This window comes from Geobacter sp. PheSNFMC, assembly GCF_059620965.1.
On sequence record NZ_JCAMRN010000059.1, the window covers coordinates 1 to 24,294 of the forward strand.

Annotated in this window: 26 protein-coding genes and 1 pseudogene; 6 read left to right on the forward strand and 21 right to left on the reverse strand. The window is 59.9% G+C overall.

What is annotated here, in order from left to right:
- The 5 genes and pseudogenes from AC6CDK_RS13230 to AC6CDK_RS13250 all read left to right on the forward strand — a co-directional run.
- A pseudogene (locus tag AC6CDK_RS13230) lies at positions 1-130 on the forward strand (efflux RND transporter periplasmic adaptor subunit); the annotation flags it as partial.
- 83 nt (positions 131-213) lie between these two features.
- Complete coding sequence (locus tag AC6CDK_RS13235; protein WP_039646201.1) at positions 214-3,318, forward strand: efflux RND transporter permease subunit; 3,105 nt, start codon at positions 214-216, stop codon at positions 3,316-3,318.
- A gap of 52 nt (positions 3,319-3,370) precedes the next feature.
- Positions 3,371-3,712, forward strand: a complete 342-nt coding sequence (locus tag AC6CDK_RS13240; protein ID WP_039646199.1) for a P-II family nitrogen regulator — start codon at positions 3,371-3,373, stop codon at positions 3,710-3,712.
- A gap of 51 nt (positions 3,713-3,763) precedes the next feature.
- On the forward strand, positions 3,764-4,357 hold the full coding sequence (locus AC6CDK_RS13245; protein WP_039646197.1) for a hypothetical protein: 594 nt from the start codon (positions 3,764-3,766) through the stop codon (positions 4,355-4,357).
- Between the two features lie 615 nt (positions 4,358-4,972).
- The gene (locus AC6CDK_RS13250) at positions 4,973-5,239 is read left to right on the forward strand and encodes a hypothetical protein (RefSeq protein ID WP_039646195.1); all 267 of its coding nucleotides are present in this window, start codon (positions 4,973-4,975) and stop codon (positions 5,237-5,239) included.
- Positions 5,240-5,454: 215 nt separating this feature from the next.
- On the opposite strand, the gene AC6CDK_RS13255 is transcribed toward AC6CDK_RS13250, so the two are convergent.
- The 6 genes from AC6CDK_RS13255 to AC6CDK_RS13280 all read right to left on the reverse strand — a co-directional run bounded on the left by AC6CDK_RS13255 (position 5,455) and on the right by AC6CDK_RS13280 (position 8,286).
- Complete coding sequence (locus AC6CDK_RS13255; RefSeq protein ID WP_052269433.1) at positions 5,455-5,613, reverse strand: hypothetical protein; 159 nt, start codon at positions 5,611-5,613, stop codon at positions 5,455-5,457.
- Between the two features lie 61 nt (positions 5,614-5,674).
- A complete protein-coding gene (gene rnk / locus AC6CDK_RS13260) occupies positions 5,675-6,082 on the reverse strand; it encodes a nucleoside diphosphate kinase regulator (RefSeq protein ID WP_039646193.1) in 408 nt (135 codons plus the stop codon).
- 213 nt (positions 6,083-6,295) lie between these two features.
- A complete protein-coding gene (locus AC6CDK_RS13265; protein WP_039646191.1) occupies positions 6,296-6,928 on the reverse strand; it encodes a MarC family protein in 633 nt (210 codons plus the stop codon).
- A 9-nt stretch (positions 6,929-6,937) separates the two neighbouring features.
- Complete coding sequence (locus tag AC6CDK_RS13270) at positions 6,938-7,348, reverse strand: response regulator (protein WP_039646189.1); 411 nt, start codon at positions 7,346-7,348, stop codon at positions 6,938-6,940.
- 33 nt (positions 7,349-7,381) lie between these two features.
- A complete protein-coding gene (locus AC6CDK_RS13275) occupies positions 7,382-7,609 on the reverse strand; it encodes a hypothetical protein (protein WP_145915414.1) in 228 nt (75 codons plus the stop codon).
- A gap of 278 nt (positions 7,610-7,887) precedes the next feature.
- Complete coding sequence (locus AC6CDK_RS13280; protein ID WP_039646187.1) at positions 7,888-8,286, reverse strand: hypothetical protein; 399 nt, start codon at positions 8,284-8,286, stop codon at positions 7,888-7,890.
- A 239-nt stretch (positions 8,287-8,525) separates the two neighbouring features.
- Here AC6CDK_RS13280 and AC6CDK_RS13285 point away from each other — a divergent pair, with 239 nt between their 5' ends.
- On the forward strand, positions 8,526-8,708 hold the full coding sequence (locus tag AC6CDK_RS13285) for a hypothetical protein (protein WP_152609750.1): 183 nt from the start codon (positions 8,526-8,528) through the stop codon (positions 8,706-8,708).
- A 55-nt stretch (positions 8,709-8,763) separates the two neighbouring features.
- Here the strand turns inward: AC6CDK_RS13285 and AC6CDK_RS13290 are convergent, their stop codons facing one another.
- From AC6CDK_RS13290 to acnA, 15 genes are all read right to left on the reverse strand, one after another.
- On the reverse strand, positions 8,764-9,210 hold the full coding sequence (locus tag AC6CDK_RS13290; RefSeq protein WP_039646185.1) for a host attachment protein: 447 nt from the start codon (positions 9,208-9,210) through the stop codon (positions 8,764-8,766).
- A gap of 96 nt (positions 9,211-9,306) precedes the next feature.
- Positions 9,307-9,987, reverse strand: a complete 681-nt coding sequence (gene rnk, locus AC6CDK_RS13295; protein ID WP_082021152.1) for a nucleoside diphosphate kinase regulator — start codon at positions 9,985-9,987, stop codon at positions 9,307-9,309.
- A 365-nt stretch (positions 9,988-10,352) separates the two neighbouring features.
- The gene (locus tag AC6CDK_RS13300) at positions 10,353-11,753 is read right to left on the reverse strand and encodes a sigma-54-dependent transcriptional regulator (protein WP_039646180.1); all 1,401 of its coding nucleotides are present in this window, start codon (positions 11,751-11,753) and stop codon (positions 10,353-10,355) included.
- 6 nt (positions 11,754-11,759) lie between these two features.
- Positions 11,760-14,045, reverse strand: coding sequence for a hybrid sensor histidine kinase/response regulator (locus tag AC6CDK_RS13305; RefSeq protein ID WP_226048210.1), 2,286 nt, complete (start codon positions 14,043-14,045; stop codon positions 11,760-11,762).
- 74 nt (positions 14,046-14,119) lie between these two features.
- The gene (locus AC6CDK_RS13310; protein ID WP_039646178.1) at positions 14,120-14,962 is read right to left on the reverse strand and encodes a diguanylate cyclase domain-containing protein; all 843 of its coding nucleotides are present in this window, start codon (positions 14,960-14,962) and stop codon (positions 14,120-14,122) included.
- Positions 14,963-15,243: 281 nt separating this feature from the next.
- Positions 15,244-15,792: a DUF488 domain-containing protein gene (locus AC6CDK_RS13315; protein WP_039646175.1), complete on the reverse strand. Its 549-nt coding sequence runs from the start codon at positions 15,790-15,792 to the stop codon at positions 15,244-15,246.
- A 32-nt stretch (positions 15,793-15,824) separates the two neighbouring features.
- Positions 15,825-17,159 (reverse strand): FAD-dependent oxidoreductase, encoded by a 1,335-nt coding sequence (locus AC6CDK_RS13320; RefSeq protein WP_039646174.1) that lies wholly within the window; start codon positions 17,157-17,159, stop codon positions 15,825-15,827.
- 49 nt (positions 17,160-17,208) lie between these two features.
- The gene (locus tag AC6CDK_RS13325) at positions 17,209-19,059 is read right to left on the reverse strand and encodes an SLC13 family permease (protein WP_192905065.1); all 1,851 of its coding nucleotides are present in this window, start codon (positions 19,057-19,059) and stop codon (positions 17,209-17,211) included.
- 35 nt (positions 19,060-19,094) lie between these two features.
- Positions 19,095-19,406, reverse strand: coding sequence for a Rieske (2Fe-2S) protein (locus AC6CDK_RS13330; protein ID WP_192905066.1), 312 nt, complete (start codon positions 19,404-19,406; stop codon positions 19,095-19,097).
- A 103-nt stretch (positions 19,407-19,509) separates the two neighbouring features.
- The gene (locus AC6CDK_RS13335; protein ID WP_039646169.1) at positions 19,510-19,731 is read right to left on the reverse strand and encodes a ferredoxin; all 222 of its coding nucleotides are present in this window, start codon (positions 19,729-19,731) and stop codon (positions 19,510-19,512) included.
- Between the two features lie 52 nt (positions 19,732-19,783).
- Positions 19,784-20,407, reverse strand: coding sequence for a hypothetical protein (locus AC6CDK_RS13340; protein WP_039646167.1), 624 nt, complete (start codon positions 20,405-20,407; stop codon positions 19,784-19,786).
- Positions 20,408-20,614: 207 nt separating this feature from the next.
- A complete protein-coding gene (locus tag AC6CDK_RS13345) occupies positions 20,615-20,782 on the reverse strand; it encodes a hypothetical protein (protein ID WP_158514102.1) in 168 nt (55 codons plus the stop codon).
- 206 nt (positions 20,783-20,988) lie between these two features.
- Entirely contained in the window at positions 20,989-21,360 is a 372-nt protein-coding gene (locus tag AC6CDK_RS13350) for a rhodanese-like domain-containing protein (RefSeq protein WP_039646165.1), read from the reverse strand.
- A gap of 128 nt (positions 21,361-21,488) precedes the next feature.
- Complete coding sequence (locus AC6CDK_RS13355) at positions 21,489-21,755, reverse strand: hypothetical protein (RefSeq protein ID WP_039646163.1); 267 nt, start codon at positions 21,753-21,755, stop codon at positions 21,489-21,491.
- A 353-nt stretch (positions 21,756-22,108) separates the two neighbouring features.
- Positions 22,109-24,294, reverse strand: a 2,186-nt coding sequence (gene acnA, locus AC6CDK_RS13360; protein WP_496639880.1) for an aconitate hydratase AcnA, incomplete at its 5' end; no start/stop codon positions are given.

Below are 24,294 nucleotides of genomic sequence, written 5' to 3' on the forward strand. Positions count from 1 at the left end.
CGCCGGCGGCCTGGTGGAGATCGTTTCCGGCCTGAAGGAGGGGGAACGCTACGCCGTGAAGGGCTCGTTCATTCTTAAGTCAGAGCTGAAAAAGGGCGAGATGACGGACGAACACGGCCACGGCGAATGATCACCACCGACCATGGGTAGAGCGTGCGCGTAACCACGGCTCCCGTTGGTTACGGACATGCTCCTGACGGAAGCGAGGTTCCGATGCTGGAGAAACTGATTGCCTATACGCTGCGCCAGAAAGGGATGGTCATCTTCCTGGCGCTGCTGATTATCGCCATAGGATTGTATTCCTACGCGAAACTGCCCATCGACGCCTTCCCGGACGTGACCAACATCCAGGTGGAGGTCGTCAGCCATGCCGACGGCCTGTCGGCGATCGAGATCGAGCGGAACGTCACCTACCCGATCGAGATGGCCATGCGCGGCCTGCCCGACATCGAGCAGATGCGCTCGGTCACCAAGTTCGGCTTGTCCATCGTTACCATTGTCTTCAAGGACAACGTGGACATCTACTTTGCCCGGCAACTGGTGTTCGAGCGCCTGGCCGAGGCCAGGGAAAAGGTGCCGAAGGGGGTCGAGGTCGCCATGGGGCCCATCGGCACGGCCATGGGGGAGATCTATCAGTACACCCTGGAAGGGGAGATGCCCCGGGACCCCCGGCAGAAGATCGCGTACCTGACCAACCTGCGGACCATCCAGGAGTGGATCGTCACCCCGCAGTTGAAAAGTGTCGCCGGGGTCAACGAGATCAACTCCTTTGGCGGCTATTTCAAGCAGTACCAGGTGATCGTGTCGCCGGAAAAGCTCTTGAAGTACGGCGTCACCGTGGATGACGTCCATACCGCCATCGGCAGCAACAACGAAAACGTCGGCGGCAACCTCCTGGAGCGGGGGACGGACCAGTACATCGTCCGCGGAGTCGGCCTGATCAAGGACGTGGGCGACATCGAAACCATCGTCCTCAAGTCGGCCGGAGGCACCCCCACCTACATCCGCGACGTGGCCCAGGTGACGGTGGGCGAGGCGGTCCGCATGGGCGCGGCCATGAAGGACGGCAAGGACGAGTGCGTCGGCGGCATCGTCATGATGCTGCGGGGGGAAAACAGCCGCGACGTGGTGCGCCGGGTCGCGGAGAAAGTGAAGGAAATCAACGAAAACAACGTGCTGCCCGAGGGGGTCAAGATCGTCCCCTTCTACGACCGCAGCGACATTGTCAAGGCAAGCGTGGGGACGGTGAACAGGGCGCTCATCGAGGGGTCGATCCTCGTCCTGATCGTCCTGTACCTGCTCCTGAACAGCGTCAGGGGGAGCATCGTAGTCCTGATCGCGCTGCCGCTCTCCCTGCTGGCCACCTTCATCGTGATGAGGCTCACGGGGATCAGCGCCAACCTCATGTCGCTGGGCGGCCTGGCCATCTCCATCGGGATGATCATCGACACCACGATCATCCAGGTGGAAAACGTCCAGCGCCACCTGAGCGGGGAGGGGGAGCGCCATCCCAGGCTGCTGACGGTGCTGAAGGCCGTCATGGAGGTCCGCAAGCCGAGCATCTTCGGCGAACTGATCATCGCGCTCACCTTTATCCCGATCCTGTCCCTGGAGGGAATCGAAGGGAAGATGTTCGGGCCCCTGGCCATCACCGTGGCAATTGCGTTGCTCTCCTCCCTGTTTCTCTCCATTTTCATCATCCCGGTGCTCTGCAGCCTGTTCCTGAAACCGCAGCCGGAGCAGGAGAGCTTCATCATGCGGCACGCCCACCGGCTCTACCTGCCGCTGCTCGACTACGCCATGGCCAAAAAGCGCGTGGTGCTGGGCGTTGCCGGCGTGCTCCTGGTGGCGTCGGTGCTCCTGGTCTCCCGGCTGGGCACCGAGTTCATTCCGACCATGGACGAAGGCGCATTCGACATGGACGTTTCCATGCTCCCCGGCGTTTCCCTGGACAAGGCCATGGAGGTCAACCAGCGCGTGGCGGAAAAGCTGAAGCAGTTCCCCGAGCTGGGCACGGTGGTGTCGCGGACCGGTCAGACCGGGGTGGCCCTGGACACCAGGGGCTCGGACAAGACCGGCTACGTGGGGATCTTCAAGCCCAAGGACGAATGGAAACGGGACATCTCGAAGGAGGAGCTGACCAACGAGATGCGCGAGTCCCTGGAATCGGTAGCCGGCATCACCTTCGGCTTCAGCCAGCCGATCCAGTGCCGCATCGACGAACTGGTGGCCGGCACCCGGGCCCAGTTGATCCTGAAGCTCTTTGGCGACGATATCGACGTGCTCAGCGCTAAATCCCAGGAAATCGCCAAGGTGCTCTCCACCGTCAGGGGAGGGACCGACCTGAACGCGGAGAAGATCTCGGGCCAGCCGTATCTCACCGTTGACATCGACCGGTCCAGGATCGCCCGATACGGCCTGAACATCAGCGACGTGCAGAAGGTGATCGAGATCGCGGTTGCCGGCAAGGCGGCGTCGCAGCTCTACGAGGAGAACCGCAGCTTCGACATAACCGTGCGCCTGCCAGAAGAGAAACGGAACTCGCTGGACGCCATCAAGAACCTGATCATCACCACGAAAACCGGCATCAACGTGCCCCTCGAACAACTGGCCGAGGTGAAGATGATCGAGGGCCCGGTGCAGATCAGCCGCCAGGACGGGGTGCGCCGCATCGGCATCGAAATGAACATCACCGGCCGGGATATCGGCGGTTTCGTGGCCGAGGCGAAACAGAAGATCAAAGAGCAGGTCAAGCTTCCCCCCGGTTACTACCTCACCTGGGGCGGACAGTTCGAGAACCAGCAGCGGGCCATGAAAAAGCTGATGATCATCGGGCCGGTGGCCATCGGCCTGATCCTGCTGTTGCTCTACGTGACCTTCCGGTCCATCCGCCTGGCGCTCCTGGTCATCTCCAACCTCCCGTTCGCCCTGATCGGCGGCGTGTTCTCGCTCTTCATTTCGGGCCAGTACCTGTCGGTGCCGGCATCCGTCGGCTTCGTGGTTCTCTTCGGCGTTGCAGTGCTGAACGGCCTGGTGCTGGTGTCGCGGATATCCCAATTGCGGGATGAGGGCTTCGAGCTGCAGGAGGCCATCCGGCGGGGGACCGCCGACCGCCTGCGTCCGGTGCTGATGACCGCATCCATCGCCATATTCAGCCTGATTCCCATGCTTCTTGCCAGCGGCACCGGGTCCGAAATCCAGAAACCGCTGGCAACGGTTGTGGTCGGCGGTCTGGTAACGTCCACCCTGCTGACGCTGCTGGTCATCCCGTCGGTGTACAGTTGGTTTGAGAAGAGAGACGTCGAGGAGGAGATGTAACGGTCCCCTTCCTGACAGACAGCTCACAACGCAGGTAGCCGAGGAGAATTCCATGAAAGAGATAAAAGCGATTATCAGGCCGGCCAAATTACTGGAAGTAACCGAGGAGCTTCACGCCATTGACGGGTTGCCGGGAGTGACCGTATCGGAAATCAAGGGCTTCGGCAAAAGCAGGGCCCAGAATGCACAAGACAAGATTGTGTATGAAATGGTGGAGCTCGTTCCCCGCATCCAACTGGAGGTTGTGGTTGATGAGGATATGGTCGAAAAAGTCGTCTCCGTGATCCGGAAACATGCCCACACCGGCACTGCCGGAGACGGCAAGATCTTCGTTTCCACGGTTGACGACATCATCAAGATCAGGACGAACGAACGGGGCAGAGCTGCCATCTGACCGCTTCGGCGCGCAACGGATTACTGCGATGCAAGCGATGAAAGGAGAACCATGAACAGGGTCACCAGGATAGTGCTGACCGTTTTCACCCTTGCCCTGCTCAGCGGCTGTGCGAGGTCCGCGGATCTCATCCGGACCGCAGCCATGGCCGAGCGCCAGGACGTATTTGTCACACAGGCAGAGGGCCGGCCCCTGCCTCCGGGCTATGCTGAGCTCAGGATCGTCTCGCTCCTGAAGACACACAAGCCGGGGGTGTATTCCGCCGCCGACGCTCACGGTACCCCGGGCTACACGCTGTTGCTGAATATCGGCGGCCAGGCCCTGGAGCTGTCGGGCGACCCCCGGCCCGAACGCAAGGAGCCGGTGGGGCCGCGCGACCCGGAAGCCGGAGACGGGATGAGGTATCAGTTCTCCCGGACCCTGCACGTCAAGGCCGGCACCCACCGAACCGTGATGGCCATTCCTGCCGACGCCATTGCCGTTGAAAAAGAGATCACCCTCGCCGAGGGCAGCCGCAACACCCTGGTGCTGGAGCCGGTGTACCGGAAGATGCCCGTGCGGAGCCGGCCCTGGAATTACAACGCGACCGATTTCAAGGAGGGAATCCGGTCGCTGCGGGTCGTGCTCAACGGCGTGGAGAAGTAAGGGCCGACAGGCTCCGGCAGATGTCAGGTTGCAATGGGCGCACTCCTTTGTGCTCTTCCTTCGGGAGTGCGCCGCTTTTTAACTCGTCCCGCCCGGTTGCCGCGGCGGCAGAAAGAACCAGAGAATACTACGCCGAGAGGTCGGGTGCAGACAATGACACCACCGCTTCCATCCAGACACGTCATGCTGGCGCGGGGTGCGGCTCTGATGGTGCTGATCGTTCTCGCCGTCACGGCGGGCGCTGTTGCAGGGGCCGGCGCCATCCCACACCCTGCGGGCGGAGCCGCGGCGCATGCGGACGGGCATGATCGGGGCGGACATAGCCCCTGTCCCGCGCCATGTCCCGATCCCGATTGCCACCGGTGCCACTGCACGACCACCATCCTTTCCGACACGGCGCTGGCCATGAGCCCTCCGGCCAGCCATTGGGTCAATGGGGGCGATGGTGACGGGTCTCCGCCCGATCCGCCCCCCAGGTCGATATTCCACCCTCCACGTCCGGCAGTGGCTGCCCACCACGGAGAACATGAGCGGAACTCCGCACCAGCCAATGCCGCGGCCGGGGTTCCCCGGGAATGCCGGCCGTGAATTACAAAAAAAACGGAGAGTGAATACATGAAAAAGCGACTTGTTCTTGCAGCAATCGTATCATTCGGCTGTTACGCGCTGCCTGCCTTTGCCCAGACGGAACCGACGGGCAAGGACGGCCGCCTTGCGAGCTGTTCCTCCCGGGACAGCCTGCCCGAACGCATCGCCAGGCTGGAGAAAGAAATCGCCAAGGGGGAGCGCGTCTATACCAAGGCGGAGTTGGACCGTCTCGAACGGAAGCGTGACGGGGCAAAGGACATGCTGCGCGTCCTGATGCTGGGGGGCAGGCGCTAGCACTCGGGCAGGCACCTGCCCCCTGCCGATGCCTTTTCCTCCTGCCGCAGGCCGGCGGGAGCTGCAGCAAAAAGCCCATGGACGATGAATCCATGGGCTTTTGTCATCAGGGGGCACAGGTGGCCGATGTGCTGCGCGGGCAACGGACGCGCGCCTCGCCACCCTGGCCCGCCTTCTGCGACGGGCACGTCGGGCCCGGCTGCGGAGAGTCCTTGTCACCCGGAAACAACGTTGTTGTTAAGCAGAATGATTCCCTCCGCGTTAGCGATCCAGATGGTACCGCAGCGGGTGCATTCGAGCAGGTTGTCGGCATATCCGTCAGAGTGCATGACGATTTCGATTGTCGTGCGATCGTTACAGATGGGACATTTCATGGTGCATCATCTCCTTTTCGATAGTTATTTGTCCGATGAGCACTGATCTCCCGCCGATGCCCTACAAATCATGGCTCCCTGCCGCGCCGGGCTGATGGAGAATTTCCTCGATCCTGATTTTTTTGGCAAACGAGCGGACGGACAGGTCCAGGGTGTCGCCGGCGCCAAAGCCGAGGATCGCGGTTCCGATGGGTGACAGAACTGAGATTTTTCCTTCCGCGATGTTTGCGTCATTGGGAAAGACCAACGATATGGTCATTTCCTTGTCGGCACGGATATCGCGCAGCTTCACCCGCGAGTTCATGGTTACGACATTCGGTGGGACATTCTGGGGATCGACGATCGTTGCCGATGCCAGTTCGTTTTCCAGTTTCTGGAGATCCTTGCGGTCGCGGGACGTTATCGTGTCAAGAATCTCCTCAAGCCTTGAGAGATCGTCCTCGGTTACGTAGATAGCTCGTGCATCCATATGGCTGTATCCTCCTCATGATGAAAAGTATCTTCTGACAGGCTGTTGCAAAGCCCCTGCGGGGGCATCTGCTGCGTTGCGCGGTGCCCGCGTCCTCGCCTGTCCAACTGAATATGTCCCGGCTGCTCCGCTCCGGGCGCTGCCGGGGCGTCCAACCGTCTGCTGAGTTTCCGGATGGTTCTGTTCTGTCAGAGAACGTTTCAGTGAATGTGCTCACAGCAGGCCGGGAAGGAGCTGGCTCAGTCCGCCGGCAATGAATTCTATGGCAATGGCGGCCAGAAGTAGCCCCATGAGCCGTGTCGCGATATTGATGCCTGTTTTCCCCATCATCTTTCCGATGGGAATAGCCAGGCGCAGGACGAGCCATACGAGGCACGCCGCGGCCGCGCTGATGAAAATCAGGATGCCGTCGTGACCCCAGCTTTCCGCCTGATTGCTGTAGATGATTACCGTGCTGATAGCCCCGGGCCCCGCAAGAAGGGGGATTGAGAGAGGCACCACGGCGATGTCCTCCTTTTCTTCCGCCTCTCGGGCCTCCTCATCGGTATACCTGCTTTGGCTGCTCTGGGCGTAAAACATGGCAATGGCATTCAGCAGAATGAGGATTCCTCCTCCGACGCGGAACGATGCGATGCTGACGCCGAAAAAGCGCAGCAGTGCCTCCCCGACCAATACGGTCACCGTCAGAACGATCCCCACCGAGCATGCAGTAACACGTGCCGTTCTCAGTCGGTCCTTTGGGGGATCGTCATTGGTCGTCGCCACGAAAACGGGAATGGCGCCAACGGGGTTGATGATCACCAGCAGAGCGGTGAATATTTTTATGTATTCAGACCACGTGAGCATGGGCAATCCCTACACTCCTTTCGCTGACGCAGCATCCCCGCCACCCCCTCTTTCGGATGCCCTGCGGGCTTCCCACAGCAGATACCGCACCAGCTTGGGGGACAAGGGCTTGTCAAAGATCCGCTCAATGCCCGCTTCGCCGATCTCGCGCCGCAGGGCCTGCGTCGGCAAGTCGGTATACATGAAGACGGTGAGTCCGGGACGGGCCCTGCGGGCCCTGCGGGCCAACGTGATGGCATCCATGTCCGGCATCTCCAGATCGGTGAGCATGAGCTCAAAGGATGTGGTGCGCAGCGTGGCAAGGGCCTCTTCTCCGCTGCGGACACGATGGACTGTTGTGTTGTTTCTGTCGAAAAGCTCTTCCAGGAGGGTGAAGTCACAATCACTCCCGGCAGCAAACAGTATTTTCGAAGCAGCCATTGAGTCGCTCCTTTCTCAAAGGTGTTAGTGCCGCTACCCGGTCAGGTCCGGACACACGGCGTCATCGGTCATGGCCAAACGGTATTCCTCATGGCAGATGGTGCCGCAGCCGATACGCCGCCTCCGGCCGGCACCGTGGCCAACTCCACCGGCCAGGTCATGCTCGACGCTCCCGATGGCCCTGCATTGTTTGCTGCAGATACCGCAGGCAGGCGGTACGGTGCCCCGCCTCCCGCCCTTGGGTGACAATCGTGTACGCATTGCAGACTCCTCCATCGCCAATGCACGATATCCAGATCCGTCGAAACCGGCTGGTCCGTTCCGTGTCCCGACTCCGGACGGACCAATGGAGCGGGACCCTGGGGCTCTTCCTGCCCCGGCCGCTGACTGGGGGGTATGCCGCATCCCTGCCGCGCCATGCGCCCGCGGGAACGGCAACTCCTCCGGGCAGAGGCCGCCCGGACCGATGCGCGGCGGCATCGCTTCGTTGCAGCGTGTTCTGCCGTTCATTCTCCCCGGCTTTTGCGTCCCTGCTGCCGCTATGGCAGCGAAATCCGTTCCCTCAAGGGCTCCCGGTTCCCGTTGCCGGGGTTCGCCATTTTTACGAGCACGGCGACCACCTCCGCCGGGTTCTGGTCCAGGTACGTCATAAACCGCGGTTCCAGGCAGTGCCCACGGGAGACCGTCTCGGCCCGCCTGTCGGGAAGGACCAGAACGGTCTTCGTGTCGCGGAAAGCAGTTCGCATGGTAAGCAGGCGCTCCAGTTCATCCCTGTCCTGGGCGATCAGAACGGTGATCGCAGGTTGCTCCAGTACCCGGCGGAATCGTTCGGCAAGCGCTGCCTGTGACCGAAATACCTCAAGGCCGGGAATAACTCCCGAAACCGTTTTTCGGATATCCTCGCCAACTCCTTCAGGGGCGTAGAAAAGTACATCCATAGGCAATAACCTCGCTCCGCTTCTGAGTATTCAATAATCGTTAAAGCACGGCACGTGCCAGAAGGAGGCGCTGTTGACAATGCCGTAATTTCAACTAGATACCCTGTTGGTGTTGCCTGGAGAAACCGGGAACTTTCCTGCCGGGTGGGAATTATTCCAGTTGTACAGGAAATTTTCGAGGTCTTGCTTGATCCCCGCGAACAATTCCGGCGGTCTTTGGGAGAGGTATTCGCAGGAGGATGAAGGCGAGCGGAGAGGCGTGGAGCAACGGCCCGGCGCGCATCAGGGGACGGCTCGATGCGCCGGATGCGGATCACTCAAGCCTGGTTCGAGCCCTGCTTGACCTGGCAGTCCTGGTCCGAAGCCAGGGCCTTGGCACAACCGGCCGGCTGGTGGAGCGTTCCACAGGTTGCATCCAATGAAATGCCGCCACGGTGCGCACGCTTACAGCGCATTCATGCGTCCTGCCGGGCCATGTCAGGCAAAATGGCTCATGACCTCCGACTTGTCGATCTTTGTGAGGTTTGCCGCAATGTTTCTTTTTAACTTCGCCTTCACTGCCGGGGCCAGACTTTCGAGTATCTGATTGTTTATGCTTCTGTCCGCGGCCAAAAACCACCTGTCGCAGTCCTTTTCGCTTACCAGCCTGTTGATGTTTTCAGCGAGCAGTCTTATCAGCCGCCTTTTGGTTTCCAGTTCGACAGTATGCTGTTCTCCGAATCCCGCTGCCCTCGTGCCTGTACCGCCGCCCTGGTAGAATCTCCCCGCTGCATCCCCGTATTTATCCGTTACCTTGGCAGACGATTCAACGGCAACAGGGCTTTTTATCGGTTCCAGCCTGTCGCTTTCAATCTTCAGGGGATCCCTGACAATCTCGTAGGCATTCATAATGCCCAGATCGACCGTGATTATTATATCGCTCACACGTACCTCACTTTTAGTTTTATTAGTGTCTCTATGGCGCTTTACTATCGATGATCATTGATCGATAGGTAATAGATTGAATGTGTGGCTATGGGGTCAGAGATGGTAGTCACCGGCAGCTTCTGGCTGATAGATGACTTTGATGATTTGCAATCTCCTCAAGCCAGCCACGTCTTGCCATTCAATAATATCACCGACTCTACAACCAATCATTGATGTACCCATCGGGCTGATGATCGAAACTTTGTTCTGCTCGACTCCGGCTTCAGCGGGAAATACCAAACTATAAATAAATTCCTGCTCACCCATCAATGCTTTCAGTACTACTGTTGAATTCATGGTAACAACATCGGATGGTATCTCTTCTGGCCCAACTATGCTTGCTTGCTCCAATTCGTTATCCAGCTCATCAAGGTACTCTCCTTTTTCAGAAAGATATTCTCTTGCCACCACAAGCAAATCTCGCAGTCTGATCAGATCGTACTCGGTAATGTAGATGTGTTTGGCTCCGTTGACCGGCTCTTTCATAGCTCTCGCTCCTTGGCAGAACGCACGATCAAGCATGACCGTTTTTGAAGTAGCCACCATCGGTTCTTCCGGGAACATGTCAGTACTGCCGACCAGCCATTCATCATCGGGAGGGCACGGTTCACCCTGCCTCGGTTGCCCGGCCCGCTCCTTGCGCGTCGAAACGACGCGGGCAGTGAACTCCTCCCATGACCTCGCCCATTCATATTCAATGGGTACTAAAGCATGGCACGTGCCAGAATGGGGCATTGCTGCCTGCTGTGTAATTACGGCTAGATACGCATGGCTGCTGTCAGGAGGGTGGAAAATTTTTCCTGTGGGGCAAGAATGATTCCAGCCGTACAGGAAATCTCTGTACGGCTGGAACCGGAAGGGGATACTGGTGTTTCGTGCGGGGAGCTACTGCCGTTGTTCCGGTCCTTTTGACCACACGTACTTCCAGTGGCGTACCAAGCGAGACGCTGATATGTCTGTCAGCAATCAATATGGGGATAGCATTCCTTCGCCGGCGTAAGGGTTTTGTCGTTTGTATAGATTCCCGGGGCACGGCAGAGACGGGAGCCTGTGGCGACGTGCGCGGGGCGGGTACCGCTGCGTCGCAGGGCTGCCTCGCTCTAGGTCGGTTTTACGCCGTGCTTGCTGAGAAGGGCGTACAAACGCGACAGTGAAAGTCCGGCAATGCGGCACGCCTCCTTGAGATCATTGCCGGTGAGGGAGAGTAAGTCGCTGAGGTATTGCTTTTCAGCCTGGGCGAACACTGTTTCGCGAAAGTCCTGGAGTCGGGGCAGCGATTGGGTGACCCGCTGGGGCGCTGCGCCGGGCTCGGGCTGCTCCACTGCCGCCCGGGCGATCTGTACGCGGATGTCAAGGGGCAGGTGCTGGGGGAAGAGGGTCGGTTCCAGGCGGGCTGATGCGAGCGCCCGCTCCAGCGTATTGACCAGTTCACGCACGTTTCCGGGCCACGAGTGCTGGGTCAGGGTTTCCAGGAATTCCGGCGCAAACCCTTTGGTGGCAAATCCGTAACGCTCACAGAGTCTGTCCACATGGTGACGCGCCAATTCCTTGATGTCCTCCGGACGCTCCCGGAGCGGCGGAAGCTCAATGGCGAACGCGCGGAGCCGGAACAGCAGGTCATCGCGAAAACTGCCGTCACGCACCATCTGGTCGAGATCCCGGTTGGTCGCGGAGATGAGGCGGAAATCGCTCACCTGCTCGCGCTGGCTGCCAAGGGGGCGGAACCGGCGCTCCTGGAGGACCCGCAGGAAAGCCTTCTGGACCGACAGGGGAAGCTCGCCGACCTCGTCCAGAAAGAGCGATCCCCCGTGCGCCTGCTGGATGAGCCCTTCCCGGGCCTTTTCCGCTCCCGTGAACGTCCCCTTTTCATGGCCGAACAGGAGGCTTTCCACCAGGGTTTCCGGCAAAGCGGCACAATCCACCACCACGAAGTTGCCCTCGGCCCGGCGGCTGTTGCTGTGGATGGCCCGGGCAAAAAGCTCTTTTCCCGTGCCGGTTTCTCCGGTAATCATCACAGAGGTGTCGCCGGCGGCTGCCTGGGCCACCAGGTCCAGGCAGTCCCTGATCTTATGGCTGTTGCCGACGATGTCGTGACGCTTGAGCGCGGTGACGCTCGCGCCGCGGCTGGCGATTTTCTCCTGCCGGTACTGGAGTGCGCGCACGAGATGCAGGGTCATCGCCTTGAGCGAGGTCCCCTTTTCAATGTAGTCCCAGGCCCCGCTCCTGATGGCCAGCTCGGCTGAGTCCGGGTTGCCGTAACCGGTGATGATGATCACCTCCGGTTCGGCCGGAGTCCGCTGGATATCCGGCAGAATGTCGAGCCCGTTTCCATCCGGCATGCTCACATCGAGCAGTACCACGTCGAATGCCCCTGAGGAGGCTTTTTCAAGGCCTTCCCTGAGGGTCGAGGCACTTTCCGCCTGGTGCCCCATCCGCTTCACCATGTGCCACAGGGAAGAGCGCATGGAGTCGTCATCATCGATGATAAGGATCTCAGCCATGATTTCTTATACACTCCTGTCCAATGCCCGCCGAATAGCCCGGGCCATTTCGTCTCTGTCAACCGGCTTCCGCAGAACCTCGGCAATGCCCGCGGCCCGGGCTTCCTGAAGGATGGTGCGTTCGTCCTGGTCGATGAAACCGGAGCAGAGCAGAACCGGCACCTCCGGCCTGAGGCGGCGTATTCCCCTGGTCAGTTCCGTCCCGGTCAGCAGTGGCATGGTCTGATCGGTGATAATCAGGTCGAATTGTCCGGGGTGAGCGGTGAAGAGCTTCAGCGCCTCGACACTGCCGGTGGTGGCAACCACCTCATAGCCGAGCCGCCGCAACATCTCGCCGGTGGTGGCGACCAGGTCTTCTTCGTCATCCACATAGAGAATCCTCTCGTTTCCTCCGGCGGGAATCCCGTCCGGGGCGGCATCTGGCTGTTCCTCGACCTGCTCCGCCCTCGGGATCAGGACCCGCACGGTTGTCCCCCTGTCGGGCTCGCTCTCCACCACGATCCCCCCGCCATGGTCCTTCACGATGCCGTAGACAACGGGCAGTCCCAGCCCCGTTCCCCGTCCTTGCTCCTTCGTGGTGAAAAACGGATCGAAGATTCGCTCCAGAACCTCGCTCCCCATCCCATGTCCCGTGTCTTTGACCGAGAGTTCCACATAGGGGCCGGCATGCAGGTCGGGATGGGTGCCTGCCTCATCCTCATGGAGGGTGACGTCGGTCAGGACAACTTCGAGCGTTCCGACCTTGCCGTGCATGGCATGGGCCGCATTGGTGCAAAGATTCACGATGACCTGGTGGATCTGGGTCGGGTCGATCGAGGCCATTGCGTCTTCGCAGCGGATGGTTGGACGAATGTCGATGGTGGTCGGCAGGGAGGCCCGCAGCAGTTTCAGGCATTCTTTCACGATCGGGGCCATTCGCACCGTCTGCCGTTTCTGCTCGCCTTGCCTGCTGAAGGCAAGGATCTGAGTGACCAGGTTCCGGCCGCGCTCGGCCGCATTGAGCACAATTTCAAGCAGTTCAGGGTTGCTTGCCCCCTCTTTTGCGTCATCAAGAGCCAACTCGGTGCTGATGATTATGGCTCCCAGAATATTGTTGAAATCATGGGCGATTCCCCCGGCCAGCGTCCCGACGGCTTCCATTTTCTGCGCATGGCGCAGTTGACTTTCCAGGTGCATCTCCGGCGTCATGTCACGGACAATGGCGACATAGCTTGCAACGGCGCCGGAAGCCTCCCTGACCGGGGAAAGGATTACTTCGACATCCAGGTTGCTGTCGTCGTCCCTCACGATGACATACCTTCCGGTTCGGGGCTTCGACTGAGCCACGACATCGTTCAGTGCCTGAATGAATGGAGATCCCAAGAGCGATTTGCCGTAGCTGTGGATGCGTGTATTGATGATGTCGGCGTGGTCTGTCCCGCTGATTCGCTCAAATGCCTGATTGACGTAGCTTATCAGTCCGTCGGGGGCAAAAAGAATGACGCCCTGCATGAACTGGTCAATAACGGCAGCGAGAATCGCATGCTGTTTCTCTAACTGACACTTTTCCGCCTGGACCCGGAGAGTCGTGATTCCGTGTGCGAGGTTGCCGGCCAGCTTCCGCAAGAGGTCGGCCTCTTCCGGGGCAAAGGCATCGGCGCCATCGGCGTATATGACAAGGGCGCCGAAGACCCCCTCGTCGTCGGACAGCGGCAGCGATATGACTGAACAAGCGATGCGCCTGAACAGTTCGCCGGCACCCAGCCTGGTAGTGATATTCCGGATCACATGACAGCCGGTAGAGAGGGCCTCCCGGGCAACCCCCTGACCCATGTCCGAGTCGAGATGAGACTTCATGTCAGCGGCCTTGTTTTCCCAGCACGCAACCGGCCGCATGGATGCTACCCCATCGGCCTCCGCAAACCAGGCCCACGCCTGGCGATAGCCTCCATGTTCCACTGCAATCCGGCACACATCCCTGATGAACCCCTGTTCGTCAGCGGCATGCAGAAGCGCCTGATCGCACTCGCTGAGGGTCGCAAGCGCACGGTTGGTCCTGCGCAGCGACTCCTGTGAACGCGTTATGGTCGCCTCTCTGCGGCGGATCAGCAGAAACAGCAGAACCGCCGACACACCAATCAGAAGCACGCCGTTCAGCACGGTCAGCCATATCACCAATGGCTGACCCTTGAATAGCGTGGCGGTCAGAGCGTTTGTCCCCAACAGCCACGCTCCCCCGGCCAGAGCATAGACGAGTGCGATCGACAGGGGAGTCTGCCTTGATTTGAACACAGAAGGAATCGTCATGGACATGGGATCGTCTTTTCCTGACCTACCGCGTTGTCACTCAGGATGCCTGATGAATGCATTGCAGGCCGGCACCAGGTTCACTGTTCCACTACCTCGTGCCGAACCGCGCCCTTGCCGGCCAGTTTTACGGCATACATCACATTGTCGGCTTTTTTCACCATTTCGTCTACCGATGCCGGCGGGAGCATGTATGTTACCATCCCCACGCTGAAAGTCACCGGCCACTTGTCATTGAGAGCTTCCGTAAGGCTGTTCATCACTTTATGGATGGCATTCCGTGCCGATTCGGGGTCACTCTCCGGCAGGAGCAACGCAAATTCATCGCCGCCCAGCCTTGCCACCATATCGGTTGATCGGATGATGCGGCTGAGGGTCTCTGCCACCAAGCAGAGCAGGTCATTCCCGGCACTGTGCCCCATCGTGTCGTTAACGGTTTTGAAATTGTCAATATCGAGATATATGATCGTGAGCGGGTGATGGTAACGAAGACTTCTGCCCAGTTCCCTTTCTGAAAATTCGAAAAAACACCTTCTATTGGGTAGTTTTGTCAGATAATCGGTTTTGGCCAGAACCATCTCGCGCTGCAATGAACTTTTGAGCGCTGTTATCAGAATCGTTACGGTTAGAAAAAATGCCAACTCCATCAAGTCGTTCCAATAGAGAACAACGGGATATTCGCAATACGTTTTCTCCAGCAGGCCGGCAATGAGCCATGTCAGGGCGCAGGCAAAGGATATGGCAATGCCGGGCACCCTCCCCGCATACCAGGAAACCAGTAAGACGGGGATCAGGTAGAAAATGGAGAGCGAAAAGTTGGGACCCGTAAGATAGTCAATTACGCCAACCATCACAAGGATGATAGCACCCAACGTGATTACAAGGGGCCTGGGCAGATTGCCGAGGTTATCTCTCGCGTTCATTGCCGGTTTCTCGTGCGCTGGCTGTCGCTCACGCGATTCACGCCCCCATTACCCGATTCCATTTCCGTCATGACGGTTGCACGGCACATACCAAGACCAAGCCTGTCGCAACTCCCTGTCATTCCAGCGGATTGCATCCCGCTGCGGTATGCCCGGCCGCACTTGCGTTCCTGCCACCAAAGGAGTCTCCTGCGCTGCAGGAAAATTCTTGCTGTACAGGACAGGCATCAGGCCATCTCCATTGCCCACGGCCATGGGGTGGCCTTTGGGGGAAACGCCGCTTAATCCTGTTCGGGCGGATACGTTATCCGCATCCCCTCCACGGCCGCCATGGCGGTGAGGCTGTGCTGCGTTGCGCTGCCTCGGCCCATGATATTCATGACCTCAACACCGCGGATCACAAGGGCATCGCCGATGAGCGAGCGGTGGCAGCGCCAGGGAACGGCTTCGGCACACATGATGGCGGTCGCTTTTCTGCGGGACAGCGCAACGAGCTTTTCCAGGGCCGCGGCAAACTGCGGCGTCTGCATATAGTCGGCAAAGCCCCGGAAAGAGGCGTTGTGCCACCCCATGTTGGGCGAATCGGCCCGGGGGTGCCGCAATCCTCCCAGCTCCTTCATGTGCCGGTAGCCGATGCGACGGTTACGAAGGTATGCGCTCAGGGTGTCGCGATTGAACTGGGGGTTGTGCCGCGAGCGGGGGATGGTGCGCACGTCCACGAGCTGCCTGATGCCGTGGACCCGCAACAGCCCGGCGAATTGCTCCAGGCTGCGCGTGGAATGACCCACGGTGTATATGGTCAGGGGTGGGGACTCTGTCGCGATGTCCATGACGGCTCGTCCTTTACTGTCCAGACATCAGGTCACACGGCCTTGACCGCCTGGTTCGCCGCAATGAGGAGGGGGTCCCACACCGGTGCGTAGGGAGGCGCATAGCTCAGGTCGAGCTCTGCCAGCTCGAAAACGGTCATCTGCTTGTACACGGCGGCGGCAAGGACGTCGAGCCGTTTCGCCACCACATCCTGTCCCACCATCTGGCCGCCGAGGAGCAGGCCGGTTCCCCTCTCGAACAGAAGCACGGTCCGCATGGTGCCTCCGCCGGGGAATGATCCCCTCGTCGGTGTGTCCACGTGGATTTTTCTGAACTCCTGGCCCATCTCCTGAAGCTGTCGTTCGTTGAGGCCGGTTGTGGCAACCGTCAGGTCGAAAAATTTGAACGCCGCGGTCTGATCGATGCCGTGAAACATCGTCATGGCATCGTGGCGGGCTATGTTGTTGCCCGCAAGACGCCCCTGTTTATTGGCCACGGGGCCGAGCGGCATGTAGCTGTTCCTCCCCAGTTGGCGGACATAGTGCTCTGCGCAGTCTCCGGCGGCAAAGACGCCGGGGAGGCTCGTGCGCAGGAAGCGGTCTACCTTGACGGCTCCGGCAGCCCCGAGCTCGCCCCCGGCCGCGGCGAAGAGGCCGGTGTTCGGCTTCACGCCGATGGCAACGACCACGAGACCGGCGTCGAAATCGCCTGCCGTGGTCCGCACCGTGGCGCCTTCCTTCCCCTGGACGTCCACGCCGGCGTGGAATTCGATCCCTTTTTCAGCAATCTTCTCCATCACCTTGTCCCGGATCTCCGCTGCAAAGGCGGGGAGGATCGCCGGGGCCTTTTCCACGATAACCGGCCGGATCCTCATGTTGTAGAGGACGTCGGCCACCTCCAGATTGGTATACCCGGCCCCCACCAGAATCGCACAGGCTGGTGCCTGGTCATGGATCAGACGTTTGACCCGCCTCGTGTCGTCCAGGGTCTTGAAGTAGCAGACCGCCGGATCATCGAATCCGGGCAGGGGAAGGGGCGCGGGCCGGTTGCCCGTGGCATAGACCAGGAAGTCGTAGCGTTCGCGGTACTCCCGGTTCTGCTCATGGTCGACAACCGTAACCTCCTGCCGCAGGGGATCGATGGCGACAGCTTCATGGCGGAGCCGGTAGTCGATGCCGCGTCCGTTCCGGATCGTGTCGAGGCTCAGGGCATAGAGAGCTTCCACCGGCGTATCCTTGAAGAAGAGGTTGTAGGGCATGCCGCACGCGGCGTAGGAAGGATCGCCCGACTTTTCCAGGACAATCACCTCTGCATCCCGATCCGCGCGCTTGATCTGGCTGGCGGCGGACAGCCCGCCGGCTACTCCGCCAAGTATTACCGTTTTCATCTGATCGCCTCCAAAGGTTCGGACAGATTTGCCCGGCTCTCTCCACGGCTCACAGCGGGAAGAAAAGCGGCAGAACCGAAACCATCACTATCCCCATGACAACCTGAAGGGGCAGCCCTACCTTTATATAATCACCGAATGTATAGCGGCCGGCCGACATGACGAGCGCGTTGGGAGGCGTCGAGAATGGCGATGCAAAGCACATGCTGGCTCCAATCGAGACAGCGAACATGAACGGGTAGGGACTGACGCCGAGCTGGACCGCTGCGTTCAGCGCGATCGGGGCGAGCAGCACCGCACATGCCGTATTGCTGATGAATAATGTGAACACGGATGTCGTGACATATACCCCCGCAAGCAGCACGACCGGCCCATAACTGCCCAGGGAGCTTGCCAGGCTGTTCGACAGAAGTTCGGCGGCGCCGGTCTTCTCGATGGCGGTCGACATCGGAAGCATGCCGCCGATCAGGAGAATGCTCTCCCAATTGATGGTTTTGTATGCGTCCTCCATGGTGCGAACGCAGCCCAGCAGCACCATCAGCACCGCTGCAATCATGACCGAGACAACCGCCGGAATAAGCTCGGTGACCAGCAGTAGCACCATCAGCAGCATGACTCCCGCGGCAATGGGCGCTTTGTTGTCCATGGTAACCCTGCGCGACTCTTCGGCCGGCTGACCTATGACAACGTAATCGGCCTGCTCGGCGGAAAGCAGGGCGATGTCCTTCCAGGTGCCCTGGACAAGCAGGGCGTCACCGAAGAGCATCTTCTCTCCCTTCAGGTTATGCAGCAGCAAGCGGTCCTTCCTCTGGATTCCCAGGATGTTTACCCGGTATTTCTCGCGAAACCCGGATTGCTCGACCAGCTTGCCGATCAGGTTCGAGCCGGGAGTCAGCATGACCTCGGCGATGCCGATCTTCGCGGTCGCGTACTGCTCAGCGCCGGCCGGCTGTCTGTCCTCGGGAACCTGATGATCCAGCAGAATCAGGCCATACTCCTTCGTAACCCGCCGCACCTGATCGAATGTGCCGTGGATATACAGGATGTCCCCTTCCTCAAGCACCGTAGCCGGTCCGGCAATCTCTTGGTCGATCGTCTTGAGGAATTGATTCCTTGCAGATGTTTTACGCCGGATCTCGATGATATTCACTTCAAACCGGGCCGAGATATTCAATTCGCTCAGAGTTCTCGATGCAACGGAGGATGTTGCTCCCACCTTTGCCCGGAACAGGTTGTCCGAGAGCTGATACTTCCGGGCGAGCTCGCCGGGCGAGCGCCCGCTGCGCGTCTTCTTGCCCGCCTCATTCCTCGGCAGGAACCGGCGCAGGAAGAGCAGGCTGACAATCCCGACCATGGAACCGACCAGCCCGATCGGCGTGAATGAAAAGAAGGACAGCTTCCCGTAACCCGCGCTGACGAGCGTCTCCTGAATCACCAGGTTTGGCGGTGTGCCGATGAGCGTCAGGGTGCCGCCAAAACTGCTGGCAAAGGCCAGCGGCATCAGCAGTCTGCCCGGGTTGATGCGGGCGCTCGTGGCCAGGCTGACCACGATGGGCATCAACACCGCCACCGTGCCCGTGTTGCTTACCGTGGTGCCGAATGCCGCCGTCACAACCATCACCATGATCAGGAGAGTCGTCTCATTCGTCCCGGCCAGCTTCAGCAGCCTCCTGCTCACCTGCTTTGCCAGGCCGGTCTGAAATATGCCGCCACCCACGACGAACAGGCCGATCATCATCATGACAATCGGGCTGGAGAAGCCGGACAGCGCTTCGTCCGGCGTCAGGATGCCGAAGAGCATGAGAAGAATCAACGCACTGACGGCAACGAGATCCGGGCGGATGATCCCTGATATGAACAGGAGGGATGCCAGTGCCAGTATGGTTACGGTAACGATCACAATCTCAGACCCATCTCAATCCCATCGCACTCCCTTCAATCGGATTCGGCTGCCGTATCGATCATGATGTCGTCGCCGACCACCTCGACCCGGTAGGTTTTCAGGGTATAGCCGGGATGATCGGTGCTGGCGCCGCTGGCCAGATCGTAGTGCCAGCCGTGCCGCGGGCAGGAGATGACCCCGTTCTTGACGATTCCCACCAGCATCGGGCTTCCCTGGTGGGGGCAATAATTCTCGCAGGCGAATATCGTTGCTTTGTCGTTGATCAGCACCACCTCTTCACCGTTGACGGTGACGAGCTTCTTGCCCCAGAGGGGGACTTCGGTGAGCTTTGCGGCAAACTGCATGCGGTTTCCTCCTTTTCTCCCATGGATCCGGCACGATAAATCCACCGGGACGGAGCATTCCATTCCTCGGGGCAGTGCCGGTGCAGGACAGCGCCAGACTCCGTCAGGCAAAGCTCCTCAGGTAGTCGGGCTCGGTACTCCAGTTGATGCACGAAACCGGGCAGGCATCAATGGCGCCACCCTGGATATCGTCCTCAGGCGCGCCGTTGGGGTCGTAGCATTCCGCCTTGTTTTCGTCATCGAAGCGGAACACGCCGGGAACGTTGTTCACGCAGAGCCCGCAGCTTATGCATTCTTCCTTGTCAACCCATGGTGCCTTTGTCATCTTGTCCTCCTGATCCGGCTTGGTTAAGGAATTGCCGGTTGCATGGCAATCGCTAATGCAAGGCCGGTTGGCCTTCACTCCTTAAAACATTCGTTTCCAGCTCCTCGGCCTTCTCCTTAAGCCGCTGTTGCTCTTTCCTGATCTCTGCGGCCATCTCTTCTTGTTCCTCTTTCGACCCGTTCATGGAGTCCAGTTCCAGAAAGAATTGTAGATCAACAGGAGCCATGGGGTTCTGCACGGAGCTCGGAACCGCTTTTACGATTATCTTCCCGGAACAGGTGGGATGGTCGATCAGCTCGCGGTGAATTTTCCGCTCCTTGTTGCTTATCCGAATCCTTTCCCTGTAAGGCACGCCCCGCACCGTGACCTCTCTGGTGATTGAGCGTTCAAACACAAAGGAGTCAAACACTCCGGAGACGCGCACGTAGTCGCTTTCCGTGCTTTTTACCTCCTTCAGGGTTCCCCTTTCGAGCACGAAAAAATCAAAGCAGCCGGGCGCGGACTCCATGCCACGTATCGTGAGTTCCTTGATAGTTCCACCTTGAAGCCGTTCCAATACCCTGACCGCTTCCACATCCGACATATACCTCTGCGGGTTCTCAACGCTGTCCGAAACAACGGCCCAGACGGTTTCCAACTCAGCTCGCACCCATGTCCTTAAGGTCATTGCCATCATTGTTTGCTCTCCGGAAAAGGATTATCGGGTTGTGAGGCGTATCTGCCGCCCATGAGGCAGGTCGCGGCTGCCGGGTCGAGAGGCGCGGGAACCGGTTGCGCAAGCCAATCAGATGGGAAGTGCGGAGTCCGGGCGGGCGCCAACTGGCCGGCTCTTCTGCCTGGACCGCCCACCCAGGGAATGCAAGCCGTCCAAGGTATAACAAGCCTACTTGGGGAGATATGCCATGAATTCAGTGAGCCTGTTCAGCGCCATTTCTATCTCCGCAAGGTTTGCTTCCAGTTGGCTCAAGTCATTCGTATCCAATTTCTGTGCGAATTCTTGAATTATCGCTATCTGTTCCGACAACACCTCGTTCGTTCTGCAGTTTTCCATACGGAGCTCCTCCTTTGCCCTCGCTGTCGGGCGCCCGTCAATTTGTCGTCTGTCCCCTCCAAAGCAGTGCTTTGCATCTGGCTCCCTGCCACTGTACCCTGAGGTGTAACCATTTGCCGGAATGGTTCCGTCAACGCATCGGCGATAAGCTACGGGATTTGGACGGTGGGGAGAGATCGGCATTCAGACCTTGTCCGCGTGAGCCATCAGAGCCCCCTGAGTTTCTTTGATGTACTTCCCGTGCCCACATCCTCCACTGGTAGCCCTGCCTCGCAATACGTATTGAAACCACCGATCAAGAAGTGAACATCATTCCAGCCATGCTGCTGAAGGAACCGCGCGGCCCGCAGGCTTGGCTCATCCCCCGGACAGGTCGAGTAGACAATGAGTGGCCGGTCGCGGGGTATTTCGGCGAAATGCTGTTCCAGCCTGTCATCTGGCACGCGTAGGGCACCCCGGACTTTCATGACAGCCAGATCCCAGTCTTGGTGATGTTGCAGGTTTACGAAAAACAGCTCCTCTCCGCTTTTCATGCGGGATTTCACTTCATCAGCAGAGATTCCCAATTCATCCATCATTCAGACCCTCCCCGTGACATTTCGATGAATCCGGTTGTTTCAATCCGCTCCGCCGCCAACAGCTCGTTTATCGGCCTGTCGCGGCGGAATGGCCATACAGCCGAGTTGCATAGTGATCTGCCTTCCGCTCATTCATCACGCTCCACGGTTCTATAGGCAGAATCAGGATCACATTGGGGGCGCAGGTATCGATCCAAGTCGTCAAACGCCTCATCAACGATCAGGCGGATTGCCTGCACCCTGTTCAATTCCGGCGGCACGGCCTGCGCGACGTAGTCATCGTGCATCCGGGTAATGGACGTCTTCAAGTCGCGCAGCTTGCAATAAACAGCCACCAGTTCCCGGTATGCGCTCTCACCAAGTTCCTCCAGCATTTTCGCATCCAGTTTCTTCATTGCCGCGTTCTCCTTTTTTGTCGGGACAGTGAAACGGGAAAAGACAGCGTGTCGCCAGCGTCTTGCGGCCGCCTCGACGGAATGATGCCCGGCCGGCCTTTCAGTAAACCAGACATGATGGAGAGGGGAGTGGCGCATAGCCCAAAAGCAGCACCACTGTCTGTTGCTATGCCTGCTTTCATGTAACTGGGGCGCGCTCCATCCCATGGTCTGGAAAGAGCTCCGGATGCCGTGCGAGAGGTGAAAAATGAGCACGATTCATGGCAGCGGCATACATTGCATTAAATGGGACCGCGCCGGAAACTGCTCACCATCATTGAGTGCACATGGACAAGGACCCTATTGATTTATTTTCAGTCTAACGCCTGGCGCAGCACATAGGGAAGAATCCCTCCATGACGGTAATAATCGAGCTCGTTGGGGGTGTCGATGCGGACCAGCACCGGGAATTCCCTGACGCTGCCGTCGGCGCTCAAGGCCCTGACCCGAATCGTGCCCCCGGGAACAAGGGATGAAAGCCCCTCGACATCAAAGGTTTCCAGTCCGGTGAGGCCGTGGGTCTCGCGGCTTTCGCCCACCATGAACTGGAGCGGCAGCACCCCCATGCCGATCAGGTTGGAGCGGTGGATCCGCTCGAAACTCTGCGCGATCACCGCGCGGACCCCCAGGAGCCTGGTCCCCTTGGCGGCCCAGTCCCGGGACGATCCGGTGCCGTACTCGGCGCCGGCCACGACGATGAGGGGAATGCCGTCCTGCTGGTAGCGCATGGCAGCGTCGTAGATGGGCATCGTCTCTCCCTGGTCCTGCCCCTGCGGGAAGTAGTTCGTCATCCCCCCTTCGACACCCGGCACCAGGAGGTTCCTGATCCGGACGTTGGCAAAGGTCCCCCGGACCATCACATCGTGATTGCCGCGCCGGGAGCCGTAGGAGTTGAAGTCTTCGGGCTTCACCCCCAGGGAGACGAGATGGCGGCCGGCCGGTGACTCCCTGGCGATGGCGCCGGCCGGGGAGATGTGGTCGGTGGTGACCGAGTCTCCCAGGAGCGCCAGCACCCGGGCGCCACGGATATCGTCGACCGGCGCCGGCACGGCAGTGGCATCGGCGAAAAACGGCGGCTCCTTGAGATAGGTGGATGTTTCCTCCCACTGGTACAGTTCGCTCGCGGGAACGGGGAGCTCCTCCCAGGCCCCGTTGCCCCGCAGGATATCGGCGTAGCCGCGGCTGAAGTGCTCCGGCGTGACGTGGCGGCGCACCAGCTCGGCAACCTCCTCGTCGGCGGGCCAGATATCCTTGAGGTAGACCGGCTGGCCGTTCGGATCGACGCCGACCGGATCGCGGGTAAGATCCATGGCGATGTTGCCGGCCAGGGCATAGGCTACCACCAGGGGGGGCGAGGCAAGGTAGTTTGTCCGGACGTAGTTGTTGATCCGCCCCTCGAAGTTGCGGTTTCCCGACAGGACCGCCGCCACGGCGAGGCCGCCGTCCACAACGGCCTGGGCGATATGGTCGGGGAGCGGCCCGCTGTTGCCGATGCAGGTGGTGCAGCCAAAGCCCACCAGATGGAAGCGCAGCCCTTCCAGGTATGCCATGAGTCCGGCGGAGGCGAGATAATCGGTCACAACCCGTGAACCCGGGGCAAAGCTGGTCTTTACCCACGGTTTGACCTGCAGGCCCCGCTGCACGGCATTTCTGGCAAGGAGCCCGGCGGCCATGAGGACCGACGGGTTCGAGGTATTGGTGCAACTGGTGATGGCGGCAATCACGATGGAGCCGTGGCAGAGGTTGTAGGCCACGCCGTCGGGCTGCCTGACCGGCACGCACCGCTCCAGTGGGCCGAGCTTCTCGTCCGGCGGGGCGATGGAAAGCTCCGGGGCCACATAGCGGGGAGCCCCCCCGTCGCCGAGCCAGCAATCCAGGATGCTCCGGTCGATGCGGGCCGCCTCGTTCTGCATGAGTCCGGCCAGGGATTTCCGGAATGAGCCGCGCACCTCTGCGAGGGGTATCCGGTCCTGGGGGCGGGAAGGGCCGGCCACACACGGCTCCACGGTGCCGAGATCCAGCTCGATGGTGTCCGAGTACCACGGCTCCGGCTGGTCGGGACCGTACCACAGGCCCTGCTCCCGAAAATAGGCTTCGATGAGGGGTACCAGAGCGGCCCTGCCGGTGAGACGCATATAGTCGAGCGTCTGTTCGTCCACCGGGAAAACTCCGATGGTCGCCCCGTACTCGGGGGCCATGTTGCCGATGGTGGCGCGGTCGGCAACCGTGAGCGAGGCGAGCCCCGGACCGAAGAACTCCACGAACGCGCCGACCACCCCCTTCTTGCGAAGCATCTGGGTGACCGTGAGGACCAGGTCCGTTGCCGTTGCCCCGGGAGGCAGCCTTCCCGCGAGCCGAAACCCCACCACCCGGGGGATCAGCATGGAGCAGGGCTGGCCCAGGAGCGCCGCTTCCGCCTCGATTCCCCCCACCCCCCACCCCCCGACTCCCAGGCCGTTGACCATGGTGGTGTGGGAATCGGTGCCGACGATGGTGTCGG

What these genes read in the sequence shown, in the direction of transcription:
- AC6CDK_RS13250 (WP_039646195.1), top strand. Translation starts at nt 4,973, where the DNA reads ATGAAAAAGCGACTTGTTCTTGCAGCAATCGTATCATTCGGCTGTTAC.
- AC6CDK_RS13285 (WP_152609750.1), top strand. Translation starts at nt 8,526, where the DNA reads ATGAAGGCGAGCGGAGAGGCGTGGAGCAACGGCCCGGCGCGCATCAGG.
- AC6CDK_RS13330 (WP_192905066.1), bottom strand. Translation starts at nt 19,406, where the DNA reads ATGCAGTTTGCCGCAAAGCTCACCGAAGTCCCCCTCTGGGGCAAGAAG.
- AC6CDK_RS13265 (WP_039646191.1), bottom strand. Translation starts at nt 6,928, where the DNA reads ATGCTCACGTGGTCTGAATACATAAAAATATTCACCGCTCTGCTGGTG.
- rnk (WP_039646193.1), bottom strand. Translation starts at nt 6,082, where the DNA reads ATGGATGCACGAGCTATCTACGTAACCGAGGACGATCTCTCAAGGCTT.
- AC6CDK_RS13240 (WP_039646199.1), top strand. Translation starts at nt 3,371, where the DNA reads ATGAAAGAGATAAAAGCGATTATCAGGCCGGCCAAATTACTGGAAGTA.
- AC6CDK_RS13355 (WP_039646163.1), bottom strand. Translation starts at nt 21,755, where the DNA reads ATGAAGAAACTGGATGCGAAAATGCTGGAGGAACTTGGTGAGAGCGCA.
- AC6CDK_RS13300 (WP_039646180.1), bottom strand. Translation starts at nt 11,753, where the DNA reads ATGGCTGAGATCCTTATCATCGATGATGACGACTCCATGCGCTCTTCC.
- AC6CDK_RS13315 (WP_039646175.1), bottom strand. Translation starts at nt 15,792, where the DNA reads ATGGACATCGCGACAGAGTCCCCACCCCTGACCATATACACCGTGGGT.
- AC6CDK_RS13275 (WP_145915414.1), bottom strand. Translation starts at nt 7,609, where the DNA reads ATGCGTACACGATTGTCACCCAAGGGCGGGAGGCGGGGCACCGTACCG.
- AC6CDK_RS13310 (WP_039646178.1), bottom strand. Translation starts at nt 14,962, where the DNA reads ATGAACGCGAGAGATAACCTCGGCAATCTGCCCAGGCCCCTTGTAATC.
- AC6CDK_RS13235 (WP_039646201.1), top strand. Translation starts at nt 214, where the DNA reads ATGCTGGAGAAACTGATTGCCTATACGCTGCGCCAGAAAGGGATGGTC.
- rnk (WP_082021152.1), bottom strand. Translation starts at nt 9,987, where the DNA reads ATGCCCCATTCTGGCACGTGCCATGCTTTAGTACCCATTGAATATGAA.
- AC6CDK_RS13305 (WP_226048210.1), bottom strand. Translation starts at nt 14,045, where the DNA reads ATGTCCATGACGATTCCTTCTGTGTTCAAATCAAGGCAGACTCCCCTG.
- AC6CDK_RS13245 (WP_039646197.1), top strand. Translation starts at nt 3,764, where the DNA reads ATGAACAGGGTCACCAGGATAGTGCTGACCGTTTTCACCCTTGCCCTG.
- AC6CDK_RS13280 (WP_039646187.1), bottom strand. Translation starts at nt 8,286, where the DNA reads ATGGATGTACTTTTCTACGCCCCTGAAGGAGTTGGCGAGGATATCCGA.
- AC6CDK_RS13345 (WP_158514102.1), bottom strand. Translation starts at nt 20,782, where the DNA reads ATGGAAAACTGCAGAACGAACGAGGTGTTGTCGGAACAGATAGCGATA.
- AC6CDK_RS13320 (WP_039646174.1), bottom strand. Translation starts at nt 17,159, where the DNA reads ATGAAAACGGTAATACTTGGCGGAGTAGCCGGCGGGCTGTCCGCCGCC.
- AC6CDK_RS13255 (WP_052269433.1), bottom strand. Translation starts at nt 5,613, where the DNA reads ATGAAATGTCCCATCTGTAACGATCGCACGACAATCGAAATCGTCATG.
- AC6CDK_RS13335 (WP_039646169.1), bottom strand. Translation starts at nt 19,731, where the DNA reads ATGACAAAGGCACCATGGGTTGACAAGGAAGAATGCATAAGCTGCGGG.
- AC6CDK_RS13270 (WP_039646189.1), bottom strand. Translation starts at nt 7,348, where the DNA reads ATGGCTGCTTCGAAAATACTGTTTGCTGCCGGGAGTGATTGTGACTTC.
- AC6CDK_RS13350 (WP_039646165.1), bottom strand. Translation starts at nt 21,360, where the DNA reads ATGATGGATGAATTGGGAATCTCTGCTGATGAAGTGAAATCCCGCATG.
- AC6CDK_RS13340 (WP_039646167.1), bottom strand. Translation starts at nt 20,407, where the DNA reads ATGATGGCAATGACCTTAAGGACATGGGTGCGAGCTGAGTTGGAAACC.